The following is a 13,658-nucleotide window of genomic DNA, read 5'->3' as shown; positions in this document are numbered from 1 at the left end:
CATCAAGCCTAACGCGGCCGGGGCACTCCCCCGTACGCCGTCTAGGGCCGAACGTCCTCTCCGATCGATGCCCAGGTCTCCGGCAGGGCCGCCTCGGCGATCTCCGCCCGGCGTTCCTCGCGGCCGTACAGCAGGCCGTAGGTGAAGGCGCTCTCCCCCGCCGCGTGGGCCACGGCGGACAGCTCGCGCAGGGTACCCCTGGCCATGACGCTGTCCTGGTGGTCGCCGAGCAGGCCCTGGAGGTCCTTCATCGCCGTGACGAGGCCGGTCGCCGGGTCGCCGAGCACGGGGGCGGCGGCCTCGGCGGCGTAGCGGGTGCGCTTGGTCTTCTTGCGGGCCTCGTGCAGGGTGACGTCGCGGTCCTGGCCGGGGGGCAGTTCCAGGGCGCGGCTCACCAGGGCGGACACCTTGTCGAGGTCCTTGCGTACGGCCTTGGCGAGCACCTTCCGCGGCTTGGCCCCGGCCTTCGTGCGCAGCGGCGGGTCGGCCAGCAGTACGTCGAGGGCGTCGAGCAGGGCCAGGTAGCGGTGGGAGTCGAGGACGCCGGTGAGGCGGGCGTGGGCTCCCCTGTGGCCGGCCTCGGCCCAGGTGCGCAGGCGGTCGGCGACGGGGCCGTGGACGAGGGTGCGGGGCAGTTCCTCCACAGCCGTGGTCAGGCGTGCGGCGAGCACTTCCCGGTCGCGGTCCCGGCCGAGTTCGGCGGCCAGCCATTTCAGGTCGGTGGCGAGCGGGTCGGTCGCCGCCCGGTCGAGTACGCCGCGGAAGGTGCGGAAGGTGCTGCGCAGGCGGCGGGTGGCGACCCTCATGCGGTGCACGGAGTCGGGCACGTCCTGGCGTACGGCGGGGTCGAGCTCGACGAGTGCGTCGCGCTGGGCGCGGACGTAGGCGAGGACGTGGTCGCCGGCGGTGACGGGTGTCCCGGCCGACTGTTTCGTCCGCTTCTTCTTGGTCTGCTTCTCGGACTGCTTCTTCTTCGTCCGCTTCGGTGCTTCGGCGGGTGCTGACGCGGGGGCCGGAGCCCGGTCCGGGGCCCGGTCGGACGCGGACGGGTGTCCCGCTGCCGGGGCGGTCTGCGCCAGGGCCCGTGCCAGCTTCGACGCCGACTTCGACGGCCGTATCCCCGCCTTGCGCAGCCGCTTCTCGACCTTGTCGAGGAAGGCGGGGTCGCCGCCGTCGGCGAGTTCGACCTCGATCTCGGTCCACTCGGCCGTACCGCCGCCGTCGGCGAGGCGCTGGGCGTGCACGGCGTCGGCGCTGACCTCGGCGAGGAGGCGGCCGTCGGCGTCCACGAGGTGGCGGACGTCGCGGTCGGAGCGCAGGCGGACCACTGGCCGCAGTTCGGCGTCGCGGACCCGGGAGCGCACCAGCCGGGCGAGGCTCTCCGGGACGGTGTCGGAGAGCGGGGCGTGGATCTCGTCGCGCACTCCGGGGGCGACGGGGAACTTCAGGTGCCATCCGGCGTCGGAGCCGCCGGTGCGGCGGCGCAGGGTGACGGAGGCGGCGGCCAGGAGTTCGCCGGCGGTGTCGTAGTAGGTGGCGTCGAGGTGGGCGACGCCCTTGTCGAGAACGGAGTCGACGCCCGGGACGCCGGTCAGGTCGGGCAGTGCGCCGTCCTCGGACTCGTACTTCCGCTCGATCTCGCGTTTGGTGTCCGCCATGGATTGAATCTAGTCGGCCCGGGTGCGGAGCGGCAGGGGACCGCCCCGCACCGGTGGGTGGCGGTCCGCTAGGCGGACATCGGGCGTTGCACCCGGATGGACTGGAGCAGGCCGATCGCCAGCCAGACCGCGAACATCGAGGAGCCGCCGTAGGAGACGAACGGCAGGGGCAGGCCAGTGACCGGCATGATGCCCAGGGTCATGCCGATGTTCTCGAAGGACTGGAAGGCGAACCAGGCGACGATGCCGGCGGCGACGATCGTGCCGTACAGGTCGGTGGTGTCGCGGGCGATGCGGCTGGCGCGCCACAGGATGACACCGAGCAGGACGATGATCAGTCCGCCGCCGATGAAGCCGAGTTCCTCGCCGGCGACGGTGAAGACGAAGTCGGTCTGCTGCTCGGGGACGAACTGACCGGTGGTCTGGGAGCCCTCGAAGAGACCGGAGCCGGTGAGGCCGCCGGAGCCGATGGCAATGCGGGCCTGGTTGGTGTTGTAGCCGACGCCGGCGGGGTCGAGCTCGGGGTTGGCGAAGGCGGCGAAGCGGTTGATCTGGTACTCGTCGAGGACTCCGAGCTGCCAGACGGTGACCGCGCCGATCGCTCCGGCGCCGATCAGGCCGAAGACCCAGCGGTTGGAGGCGCCGGAGGCGAGCAGCACGCCGAGCACGATGATGACCATGACCATGACCGAGCCGAGGTCGGGCATGAGCATCACGATCAGCATGGGGACGACGGCCAGTCCGAGGGCCTGGAGGACCGTGCGGTGGTCGGGGTACTGCTTGTCGCCCGCGTCGACCCGGGCCGCGAGCAGCATGGCCATGCCCAGGATGATCGTGATCTTCACGAACTCCGAGGGCTGGAGCGAGAAGCCGCCGCCGAGCTTGATCCAGGAGTGGGCGCCGTTGATGGTGGAGCCCAGCGGGGTGAGCACCAGCAGGATCAGGAAGACGGAGACGCCGTACAGGATCGGCACGACCGTGCGCAGGGTGCGGTGGCCGAGCCAGATCGTGCCGATCATCAGGGCCAGTCCGATGCCGGTGTTGAGCCAGTGCCGGACCAGGAAGTAGTACGGGTCGCCCTGGTTGAGCTCGGTGCGGTTCCGGGTCGCGGAGTACACCAGGAGCGAGCCGATCAGTGACAGGGCGATCGCGCAGAGCAGTATCGGCCAGTCGAGGCGGCGGGCCAGGGAGTCGCGGGCGAAGAGCCGCGTCCAGCCGGCCCGCTGGGGTCCGTAACCGGAGACCTGGAAGCTGTTCACACCGCCGGTCATGTCACCGACCTCCGGTGTGCCGTGCCGCGTCGGCCCCCGGTGCCGCACCGTGGTCGCCCGGGGTCGCTGCCGCGGCGCCTGCGGCGGCGCCGGGTGTCGCGGTTGGCCTCCGGTGAGGGCACGGTGGCCGTCTGCTGCGGGTCGGCGGGGGTGGCGCCGTCGTCTGCCGGGGTGGCCCGGGCGTCGGGTGTGGCGGTGGGCCGGTCCTTGGCCGGGTCCTTGGAGATCTTCGGGGAGGTGATGGTGCCGTCCGTCCTGACCTTCGGCAGCTTTTTCTGCGGGGTGGGCAGCAGTGCCTTCTTCTTGTCGATGGCGCCGTCCTCGGAGACGCCGTACAGCGCGTTGTAGATCTTGCGCACGGCGGGACCCGAGGCTCCGGAGCCGGTACCACCCTGCGAGATCGTCATGACCACCGAGTAGTCCTCGGTGTAGGTGGCGAACCAGGAGGTGGTCTGCTTGCCGTAGACCTCGGCGGTACCGGTCTTGGCGTGCATCGGGATCTCGTCCTGCGGCCAGCCGCCGAAGCGCCAGGCGGCCGTACCGCGGGTGGCGACTCCCTCGAGGGCTTCGTCTATCTCGTCGCGGGTCTTCTTCGTCATCGGCAGCTTGCCGTGCGCCTCGGGCTTGATCTCCGTGACCTGCTTGCCGTCGGGGCTGATGACGGCCTTGCCGACGGTGGGGTTGTAGAGGGTGCCGCCGTTGGCGATGGCCGCGTAGATGGTGGCCATCTGGATCGGCGTGACGAGGGTGTCGCCCTGGCCGATGGAGTAGTTGACGGAGTCACCGGCGCGCAGGCGGTTGCCTTCGAGGCAGTTCTCGTAGGCGATGCGCTGAGCGTAGTCGCCGTCCTTCTTGCCGGTCCTGCACCAGGCGTCCTTGTTGGCCTTCCAGTAGTCCAGCTTCCATCGGCGGTCGGGGACGCGGCCGGTGACCTCGTTGGGCAGGTCGATGCCGGTCTCCTTGCCGAGGCCGAACTGGTGGGCGGTCTTGTAGAACCAGTCCTCGGCCTTCTTCTTCGGCTTGTTGCCGCCGTCGCGCTTCCACTCCTCGTGGGCGAGCCGGTAGAAGACGGTGTCGCAGGACACCTCCAGGGCGCGGCCGAGGCTGATCGGGCCGTGGTTCTGGGACTCGAAGTTCTTGAAGACCTGGCCGCCGATGGCGTACGAGCTGGAGCAGTTGTAGGGGCCGTCGAAGGAGTAGCCCGCGTTGACCGCTGCGGCCGTGGGGATGACCTTGAAGATGGAGCCGGGTGCCGACTGGCCCTGGATGGCGCGGTTGAGCAGCGGGTAGTTGGACGTCTTGCCGGTGAGGCGTGCGTAGTCCTTGGCGGAGATGCCGCCGACCCAGGCGTTGGGGTCGTAGGTCGGGTTGGACGCCATGGCGACGACGCGCCCGGTCTTGGCCTCCATCACGACGACGGCGCCGGAGTCGGCCTTGTAGTTCCGGTTGGTGTTGCGGTCCCATTCCTTGCGGGCGGCCTTCATCGCCTCGTTGAGCTCGTACTCGGCGATGCGCTGCACGCGGGCGTCGATGCTGGTGACGAGGTTGGCGCCGGGCCGGGCGGCGTCGGAGCGGGCCTTGCCGATGACGCGGCCGAGGTTGTCGACCTCGTAGCGGGTGACGCCGGCCTTGCCGCGCAGTTCCTTGTCGTACTGGCGCTCCAGTCCGGACCGGCCGACCTGGTCGGAGCGCAGGTACGGCGAGCTGGTGTCCTGGGCCTTCTGGATCTCCTCGTCGGTGACGGGCGAGAGGTAGCCGAGGACCTGGGCGGTGTTGGCCGTGCCGTGGCCCGGGTAGCGGCGCACGGCCTGGGGCTCGGCGGTGATGCCGGGGAAGTCCTCGGCGCGCTCGCGGATCTGGAGGGCCTGCTTGGGGGTGGCCTCGTCGGTGATGGGGATGGGCTGGTAGGGCGAGCCGTTCCAGCAGGGCTGGGGGGTCTTGGCGTCGCACAGCCGGACCTTCTCCCTGACCTCCTCGGGGGCCATGCCGAGGACGCCGGCGAGCTTGGTGAGGACCGCCTTGCCGTCGTCCGGCATCTTCAGCAGATCGGTGCGGGAGGCGGAGACGACCAGGCGGGTCTCGTTGTCGGCGAGGGGCACACCGCGCGCGTCCAGGATGGAGCCGCGGACGGCGGGCTGGACGACCTGCTGGACGTGGTTGCCGGACGCCTCCTTGGCGTATTGGTCGCCCTCGCGGATCTGGAGGTACCACAGGCGCCCGCCGAGGGTGCCGAGGAGGGAGAGGACGAGGACCTGGATGACGACGAGCCGGATCTGGACCCGTGGGCTGCGGCCGGTCTCGGGAATGTTGGTCACGCGGCTTCCTCCCCCTCTCCGTGCGCGTGCGGGTGCGGGTGTACGAGTGATGAACGCCCGGCCGGTCCGGCGGGGTTCCGCCGCCGCTCACCCGATCCGGTGAACTTCCGTGAGGTCACAGGCGCTTGACCCCCTTGATGCGGCCGGCGCGTGCCACCCGCGCCTTGGCGGCCTTGGCGCGCAGGCCGTTGCGCTGGCGTCCGATGCGCAGTCCGGTGCCTCCGGAGAGCCAGCCGGAGGAGATGTCGGTGGAGGGGGCGGAGCCGGTCTCGGCGAGCGGGTCGTTCTCGGCGCGCCGGGCCAGGGCCATCACGCCGGGGACCACGAACGGGGCGAGCAGCAGGTCGTACAGGGCGGCGGTGAACAGCAGCCCGCCGAGGCCCACATGGCGGGCCGCGGTGTCGCCGACGAGGGCGCCGACCCCGGCGTAGAGCAGGGTGGAGCCGATCGCGGCGGCGACGACCACGGCCATGGGGCCGGTGGCCGACTTCAGCCGGCCGGTCTCGGGCTTGACGAGGCCGGCGAGGTAGCCGATGACGCACAGCACGAGGGCGTAGCGGCCGGCCGCGTGGTCGGCGGGCGGGGCGAGGTCGGCGAGGAGACCGGCGCCGAAGCCGACGAGGGCGCCGCCGACATGGCCGTACACCAGGGCGAGACCGAGGACGGTGAGCATCAGCAGGTCGGGCACGGCGCCCGGGAGGTGGAGGCGGGCGAGGACGCTCACCTGGATCACCAGGGCGACGACGATCAGCGAGCTGGAGAGCAGGATCCGGTTGACGCGCATGGGGTGACAGCTCCTACTGCTCTTGCTGGTTCAGGCCGTCGGCAGGGGCGGAGGGGGTGACGGTCACCGTCACGGTCGGTGTGGGGGTCGGCTTGGGCTTCCTGGGCAGCACCGTGTCGCGCGGGTCCTTCCCGGGGGCCTGGACGACGACGCCGACGATGTCGAGCTTGCTGAAGGCGACATACGGCGTGACGTAGAGGGTGCGGGTGAGGTCGCCGCCGGAGGGGTCGACGCGGGACACCACGCCGACGGGGACGCCGGGCACGAAGGGCTTGTCGGCCTGCGAGCCGAAGGTGACCAGGCGGTCGCCCTTCTTCACCTCGGCCTTGCCGTTGAGGAGTTCGACGCGCAGCGGGCGGTCGCCCTGGCCGGAGGCGAAGCCGAGTTCGTCGCTGCCCTCCATGCGCGTGCCGACGGTGAAGTCGGGGTCGCTGGCGAGCAGCACGGTGGCGGTGTCGGGGCCGACGGTGGTGACGCGGCCGACGAGTCCGTCGCCGTTGAGGACGGTCATGTCGCGCTTGATGCCGTCGTTGGCGCCGACGTCGATGGTGATGGTCCAGGAGAAGCCCTGGGCGGCTCCGATGGCGATGACTTGGGCGCCCTTGATGCCGTACTGGCCCTGGCCGGCGGTCTTCAGCATCTTGTCGAGCTGCTTGAGGCGGCTGCGGCTGCGGTCGTCGCTGCCGAGTTCGGCCTTGAGGGCGGCGTTCTCCCGCTCCAGCTCGGCGAGCCGGTCGTGGCGCTCGCCGGACTCGCGGACGGCGGAGACCGCGTTGCCGATCGGGTCGACCGCGCTGGACACCCCGTTCTCGATCGGGCCGAAGACGGTCGCCGCGGCCTGTCGGGCACCGTCGACCGGTGAATCCTCCCCGCCGCGGATGTCCACCGTGATCAGTGCGAACGCGATGGCGATCAGCAGCACCAGGAGCAGCCGGCTCTCTCGTGTGTCCCTCACGTGCGGCGGCCGTGCCTTCCTCGTCGAGAACGGGTAGGAGGTGGGGGTCTTCATCGGGCTTGCGGGGGCGTTCTTCAGGTGTGCGAGGCGCTGTGGGGAGCTTATGCCTCCATATCAACGATCCGCCGTACGAGGGATGACCGTCCCGTACGGCGGAATCGAACTGCGGTGCTATCTGCGGGGCTGGGCGTCCAGCACCTGCTGGAGCGCCTCGAACTCCTCCACGCAGCGGCCGGAGCCGAGCGCCACGCTGTCGAGGGGGTCCTCGGCGATGTGGATCGGCATGCCCGTCTCCCGGCGCAGCCGCTCGTCCAGTCCGCGCAGCAGCGCTCCGCCGCCGGTCAGAACGATTCCTCGGTCCATGATGTCGCCGGACAGCTCCGGCGGACACTTGTCGAGGGTCGTCTTCACGGCGTCCACGATGGCGTTGACCGGCTCCTCGATCGCCTTGCGCACTTCGGCGGCGGAGATGACGACGGTCTTGGGCAGTCCGGAGACGAGGTCCCGGCCGCGGATTTCGGTGTGCTCGTCGGTGTCCAGGTCGTACGCCGAACCGATCGTGATCTTGATCTGTTCGGCCGTGCGCTCACCCAGCAGGAGGGAGTACTCCTTCTTGATGTGCTGGATGATGGCGTTGTCCAGTTCGTCGCCCGCGACGCGGATGGACTGCGCGGTGACGATGCCGCCGAGGGAGATGACCGCGACCTCCGTGGTGCCGCCGCCGATGTCCACCACCATGTTGCCCGTGGCCTCGTGGACCGGCAGGCCGGAGCCGATGGCCGCCGCCATGGGCTCCTCGATGATGTGCACCTGGCGGGCGCCGGCCTGGGACGACGCCTCGATGACGGCGCGGCGCTCCACGCCGGTGATGCCCGAGGGCACGCAGACGACGACCCTCGGGCGGGCCAGGTACCGGTGCTTGTGGACCTTCAGGATGAAGTAGCGGAGCATGCGCTCGGTGATCTCGAAGTCGGCGATGACGCCGTCCTTCAGCGGACGCACGGCGACGATGTTCCCGGGCGTGCGCCCGATCATCTTCTTTGCTTCGGCACCGACCGCGAGGATGCCACCGGTGGTGGTGTTGATCGCGACGACGGACGGCTCGTTGAGTACGATCCCACGACCCCTGACGTACACCAGCGTGTTGGCGGTCCCGAGGTCGACAGCCATGTCACGGCCGATGAACGACATTGAGTTCCCCATCAGGATTCGTCTGGCCTTCCCACGAGCTTTTGAGGGCTTATCAGGTCGGCGAGGTGGGTGCTGTGACGTGAAGGCTTCCATGGTAGACGCGCCTTCGCGAACACTGCGCGAGGGTCTTCGCCATTGTCAGCAGATGGCGCGTCGCGCTGCTTGTGGAGACGGGCCATCGGGGGCATCCGTTCCCCCGAACGCCGCGCATATGCCAAGGAGGTCCGGGGGCAAAGCCCCCAGACCGTCCGAAGGGCGGCCGTGGGTTCTCGCGCGCGGCCGCGACACGATCGTTACGCGCGCCCCGGGAAGAAGATCTTCACCTCGCGCTCGGCGGACTCATCGGAGTCGGAGGCGTGGATGAGGTTCTCGCGGACGATGACGCCGTAGTCCCCGCGGATCGAACCGGGCGCGGCCGCGATCGGGTCGGTAGGGCCGGCCAGCTGCCGCAGCCCCTCGACGACCCGCTCACCCTCGACGATCATCGCCACGACGGGGCCGGAGGCCATGAACTCCACCAGCGGCTCGTAGAACGGCTTGCCCTTGTGCTCGCCGTAGTGCTGCTCGAGGGTGTCCTGGTCCAGGGTGCGCAGTTCCAGTGCCGTGATCCGCCAGCCGGCCTTGCGCTCGATGCGGCTGATGATCTCGCCGGTCAGGCCGCGACGGACGGCGTCGGGCTTGAGGAGGACGAGGGTGCGCTGGGTCACGGCGGAGCTCCTTATGAATCAAGGGTGTGCGGGGTGATGAGGTTACCGGGCAGGTCCGGTCGCCCGTTACGCAGCGTCAGGCTGGTCGGCCTGGGCGGCGAACCGGGCCTTCGCCTCGTCCACCTTTCTCCCGAAGTGCACCGAGGCCCACCACAGCACGGCGAACAGCGCGCCCATGAAGAACATCACGGGGACGAAGACCCCGGAGGCGATCAGCGCGATCTGAAGGGCCCAGCCGAGGGCCACGCCGCCGGGCCGGGTGATCATCCCGCACAGCGCCACGGACACGAACATCGCGATACCGCAGACCGTCCATACGGTGCCGGTGGACATGTCCGGGTCCTTCATCGCGACCAGTCCGGCGAAGCCGATGATGAAGAACTCGCCGATCAGCGTCGAAGAACAGAGCGTCCGCACGTCTCTCAGCCCTTCCCCAGGAGCAGTCGGGCCTCGCCGACGGTGATGACGGAACCGGTGACGAGCACGCCGCCGCCCGCGAACTCGCCCTCCTCCTCGGCCAGCGTGATCGCGGCTTCGAGCGCGTCGGGCAGCCGGGGCTCGACCTGGACCCGGTCCTCGCCGAACACCTCGACGGCGATCGCGGCCAGTTCGTCGACGTCCATCGCGCGGTGGCTGGAGTTGCGGGTGACGACCACCTCGGCGAAGACCGGCTCGAACGCCTCCAGCAGCCCGCGCACGTTCTTGTCGCCGCTCGCGCCGACGACCCCGACGAGCCGGCTGAACTGGAACGCCTCCCCGATCGCCCCGGCCGCCGCCCGCGCGCCCGCCGGGTTGTGCGCGGCGTCCAGGACGACGGTGGGCGAACGCCGTACGACCTCCAGGCGGCCCGGTGAGGCGACCGCCGCGAAGGCCTTGCGCACGGTGTCGACGTCGAGCGGTTCGGCGCGCTGGGCGCCCACCCCGAAGAACGCCTCCACGGCGGCGAGCGCCACGGCCGCGTTGTGCGCCTGGTGGGCGCCGTGCAGCGGGAGGTACACCTCGGTGTACTCGCCGCCGAGTCCGCGCAGGGTCAGCAGCTGACCGCCGACGGCGACCTGCCGGGCGACGACCCCGAACTCCAGGCCCTCGCGGGCCACGGTCGCGTCGGTCTCGACGGCCTTCTTCAGCAGCACCTGCGCGGCGTCCACCGGCTGCTGAGCCATGATCACGGTGGCGTCCCGCTTGACGATGCCGGCCTTCTCGGTGGCGATCTCGGCGGGCGTGCCGCCGAGCCGGTCGGTGTGGTCGAGGTCGATGGGCGTGACCACGGCGACGCTCGCGTCGATCACGTTGGTCGCGTCCCAGCTGCCGCCCATCCCGACCTCGACGACCGCCACGTCCACGGGCGCGTCCGCGAACGCGGCGTAGGCCATGCCGGTCAGCACCTCGAAGAAGGACAGCCGGTACTCCTGCTGCGCGTCGACCATCTCGACGTACGGCTTGACGTCCCGGTACGTCTCGACGAACCGCTCGGCGGAGATGGGCGCCCCGTCGAGGCTGATCCGCTCGGTGATCGACTGCACGTGCGGCGAGGTGTACCGGCCGGTGCGCAGCTCGAAGGCGCCGAGCAGGGCCTCGATCATGCGGGCGGTGGAGGTCTTGCCGTTGGTGCCCGTGATGTGGATCGAGGGGTACGACCGCTGCGGTTCGCCCAGCACGTCCATCAGCGCGGAGATGCGGCTGACGGAGGGCTCCAGCTTGGTCTCGCCCCAGCGCGTCGCCAGCTCGCTCTCGACCTCCCGCAGGGCCTCGTCGACCTCGGGGTCCTCCGGCCGCGCGGGCCCGTCGGCCTGCGGCGGGCCGCCCTGGGTGCGCAGGGTGCGGCTGCCGGCCTCGATCACCGCGAGATCGGGGTCGCGGGTGGTCTCCGCCTCGATGATCTCGTCGAAGGAGTCGAGGGGGCCGGGCTGGTCGTCGTGGTTGCCGTTCGGGGGGAGCTCGCTCACGGGGCCAGTCTACGGAGACCGGCCGACATCACCCGCAGTGGCTTGTGTCCACGGGCCGGTGCCGGGTCCGCGGGGGCGGGCGGGCCCACGCGGCGGAGCCGCACGCCGTCCAATGCCGCGCCCCGCACGCGCGAAGGCCCCGGTGCCGGTCGCACCGGGGCCTCCACGACCTCGCGGGTCGCTACGCCTGCGGCAGCCTGTCCAGCTGGGCCTGGATGCGCGCGATGTCCTCCTCCGCCTTGGCGAGGCGGGTGCGGATCTTCTCGACGACGTGGTCGGGGGCCTTGGCCAGGAACGCCTCGTTGCCGAGCTTGGCGTTGGCCTGCGCCTTCTCCTTCTCCGCCGCCGCCAGGTCCTTGGCGAGGCGCTTGCGCTCCGCCGCGACGTCGATCGTGCCGGAGAGGTCGAGGGCGACCTCCGCACCCGCGACCGGGAGGGTGGCCGTGGCCGTGAAGGCGTCACCCTCCGGCTGGAGGCGCAGCAGCTGCCGGATGGCCGCCTCGTGCGGCGCGAACGGCGTGCCGTCCAGGGTGAGCCGGGCCGGGACCCGCTGGCCGGGCTGGAGACCCTGGTCGGCGCGGAAGCGACGGACCTCGGTGACGACGGACTGGAGGCTCTCGATCTCGCGCTCGGCGTCGGCGTCCCGGAAGCCGCTGTCCCTCGGCCAGTCCGCGACGACCACCGACTCGCCGCCCGTGAGCGTCGTCCACAGCGTCTCGGTGACGAAGGGGACGACCGGGTGCAGGAGCCGGAGCGTGACGTCGAGGACCTCGCCGAGGACGCGCTTGCTGACCTCGGCCGGTCCGCCGCCCGCCTGGAAGGTGGTCTTGGACAGCTCGACGTACCAGTCGAAGACCTCGTCCCAGGCGAAGTGGAACAGCGCGTCCGACAGCTTGGCGAACTGGAAGTCGTCGTAGTAGGCGTCGACTTCGGCGACGACCGAGTTCAGCCGGGACAGGATCCAGCGGTCGGTGGAGGACATCCGGGAGGCGTCCGGCAGCGGGCCCTCGACCGTGGCGCCGTTCATCAGCGCGAAGCGGGTGGCGTTCCAGATCTTGTTGGCGAAGTTGCGCGAGCCCTGGACCCAGTCCTCGCCGATGGGGACGTCGACACCGGGGTTGGCGCCGCGGGCGAGCGTGAAGCGCAGCGCGTCCGAGCCGTACTTGTCCATCCAGTCCAGCGGGTTGACCGCGTTGCCGAAGGACTTCGACATCTTCTTGCCGAACTGGTCGCGGACCATGCCGTGCAGGGCGATGGTGTGGAACGGCGGGGTGCCGTCCATCGCGTACAGGCCGAACATCATCATCCGGGCGACCCAGAAGAAGAGGATGTCGTAGCCGGTGACCAGGACGGAGTTCGGGTAGAACTTCGCGAGCGACTCGGTCTGTTCGGGCCAGCCGAGCGTGGAGAACGGCCACAGGCCGGAGGAGAACCAGGTGTCGAGGACGTCGGTGTCCTGGCGCCAGCCCTCGCCGGTGGGCGCCTCGTCGTCCGGTCCGACGCAGACGATCTCGCCGTTGGGCCCGTACCAGACGGGGATCCGGTGGCCCCACCACAACTGCCGCGAGATGCACCAGTCGTGGAGGTTGTCGACCCAGTCGAAGTACCGCTTCTCCATCTCCTGCGGGTGGATCCTGACCCGGCCGTCACGGACCGCGTCACCGGCGGCCTTGGCGAGCGGGCCGACCTTGACCCACCACTGCATGGACAGGCGCGGCTCGATGGTGGTCTTGCAGCGCGAGCAGTGGCCGACGGAGTGGACGTAGGGCCGCTTCTCGGCGACGATCCGGCCCTCGGCGCGCAGCGCGGCGACGATGGCGGAGCGGGCCTCGAGCCGGTCCAGGCCCTGGAAGGGGCCGTGGGCGGTGATGACGGCGTGCTCGTCCATCACGGCGACGGCGGGCAGGTCGTGGCGCTGGCCGATCTCGAAGTCGTTCGGGTCGTGCGCGGGCGTCACCTTGACGGCGCCGGTGCCGAACTCGGGGTCGACGTGCTCGTCGGCGACGACCGGAATGGAGCGGTCGGTCAGCGGCAGCTTGATCAGCTTGCCGACGAGGTGCCGGTAGCGCTCGTCGTCGGGGTGGACGGCGACCGCCGTGTCGCCGAGCATGGTCTCCGCGCGGGTGGTGGCGACGACGATGGTGTCGTCCCCGTCGCCGTACTTCATGGAGACGAGCTCGCCGTCGTCGTCCTGGTACTCGACCTCGATGTCGGAGATGGCGGTCAGACAGCGCGGGCACCAGTTGATGATGCGCTCGGCGCGGTAGATCAGCTCGTCGTCGTAGAGCCGCTTGAAGATGGTCTGGACGGCCTTCGACAGGCCCTCGTCCATCGTGAAGCGCTCCCGCGACCAGGCGACGCCGTCGCCGAGGCGGCGCATCTGGCCGCTGATCTGCCCGCCGGACTCGGCCTTCCACTGCCAGACCCGCTCGACGAAGGCCTCCCGGCCGAGGTCGTGGCGGGACTTGCCCTCCTTGGCGAGCTCCCGCTCGACGACGTTCTGCGTGGCGATGCCGGCGTGGTCCATACCTGGCTGCCACAGCGTCTCGTGACCCTGCATGCGCTTGCGGCGGGTCAGGGCGTCGATGAGGGTGTGCTCGAAGGCGTGCCCGAGGTGCAGGCTGCCGGTGACGTTCGGCGGCGGGATGACGATGGTGTACGGAGGCTTCTCGCTCTTGGCGTCGGCCTCGAAGTAACCGCGCTCTACCCAGCGCTCGTACAGCGGCCCCTCTACGTCGGCCGGCGCGTACTGGGTCGGCAGTTCGGTCGTGGGCGCTGCGTGCGGCTGCTGAGTGTTCTCGGTCACGGGCGTCAGTTTACGGGTGTCACGG

General features: G+C 70.5%; 10 protein-coding genes. All 10 read right to left on the bottom strand.

The features are described 5' to 3' along the window. Positions 1–41: 41 nt before the first annotated feature. Positions 42–1,658 carry a CHAD domain-containing protein gene (locus tag ACFYOV_RS16015; protein ID WP_389087868.1) on the bottom strand — a complete coding sequence of 539 codons (1,617 nt, stop codon included), beginning with the start codon at positions 1,656–1,658 and terminating at the stop codon, positions 42–44. A gap of 68 nt (positions 1,659–1,726) precedes the next feature. Then, positions 1,727–2,929 (bottom strand): rod shape-determining protein RodA, encoded by a 1,203-nt coding sequence (rodA, locus tag ACFYOV_RS16010; RefSeq protein WP_389087865.1) that lies wholly within the window; start codon positions 2,927–2,929, stop codon positions 1,727–1,729. Further along, the gene (gene mrdA / locus ACFYOV_RS16005) at positions 2,926–5,244 is read right to left on the bottom strand and encodes a penicillin-binding protein 2 (protein ID WP_389087863.1); all 2,319 of its coding nucleotides are present in this window, start codon (positions 5,242–5,244) and stop codon (positions 2,926–2,928) included. The genes rodA and mrdA overlap by 4 nt, the downstream gene beginning before the upstream one ends. Before the next feature lie 115 nt (positions 5,245–5,359). Further along, on the bottom strand, positions 5,360–6,028 hold the full coding sequence (mreD, locus tag ACFYOV_RS16000) for a rod shape-determining protein MreD (protein WP_389087861.1): 669 nt from the start codon (positions 6,026–6,028) through the stop codon (positions 5,360–5,362). A 13-nt stretch (positions 6,029–6,041) separates the two neighbouring features. Further along, positions 6,042–6,983, bottom strand: a complete 942-nt coding sequence (mreC, locus tag ACFYOV_RS15995) for a rod shape-determining protein MreC (RefSeq protein WP_389087859.1) — start codon at positions 6,981–6,983, stop codon at positions 6,042–6,044. Positions 6,984–7,154: 171 nt separating this feature from the next. Further along, the gene (locus tag ACFYOV_RS15990) at positions 7,155–8,174 is read right to left on the bottom strand and encodes a rod shape-determining protein (protein WP_389087857.1); all 1,020 of its coding nucleotides are present in this window, start codon (positions 8,172–8,174) and stop codon (positions 7,155–7,157) included. Positions 8,175–8,467: 293 nt separating this feature from the next. Then, positions 8,468–8,881, bottom strand: a complete 414-nt coding sequence (gene ndk, locus ACFYOV_RS15985) for a nucleoside-diphosphate kinase (protein ID WP_389087855.1) — start codon at positions 8,879–8,881, stop codon at positions 8,468–8,470. A gap of 66 nt (positions 8,882–8,947) precedes the next feature. After that, a complete protein-coding gene (locus tag ACFYOV_RS15980) occupies positions 8,948–9,298 on the bottom strand; it encodes a DUF4233 domain-containing protein (RefSeq protein ID WP_389087852.1) in 351 nt (116 codons plus the stop codon). A 5-nt stretch (positions 9,299–9,303) separates the two neighbouring features. After that, the gene (locus ACFYOV_RS15975; RefSeq protein ID WP_389087850.1) at positions 9,304–10,827 is read right to left on the bottom strand and encodes a bifunctional folylpolyglutamate synthase/dihydrofolate synthase; all 1,524 of its coding nucleotides are present in this window, start codon (positions 10,825–10,827) and stop codon (positions 9,304–9,306) included. Positions 10,828–11,008: 181 nt separating this feature from the next. Beyond that, positions 11,009–13,633 carry a valine--tRNA ligase gene (locus ACFYOV_RS15970; RefSeq protein WP_389087848.1) on the bottom strand — a complete coding sequence of 875 codons (2,625 nt, stop codon included), beginning with the start codon at positions 13,631–13,633 and terminating at the stop codon, positions 11,009–11,011. Between the last annotated feature and the right edge of the window lie 25 nt (positions 13,634–13,658).

This window comes from Streptomyces sp. NPDC005931, assembly GCF_042871235.1.
In the GTDB taxonomy this organism is placed as follows: Bacteria; Actinomycetota; Actinomycetes; order Streptomycetales; family Streptomycetaceae; genus Streptomyces.
Note: the sequence above shows the minus strand (reverse complement) of the source record. Positions and strands in the feature narration are given on the sequence as shown.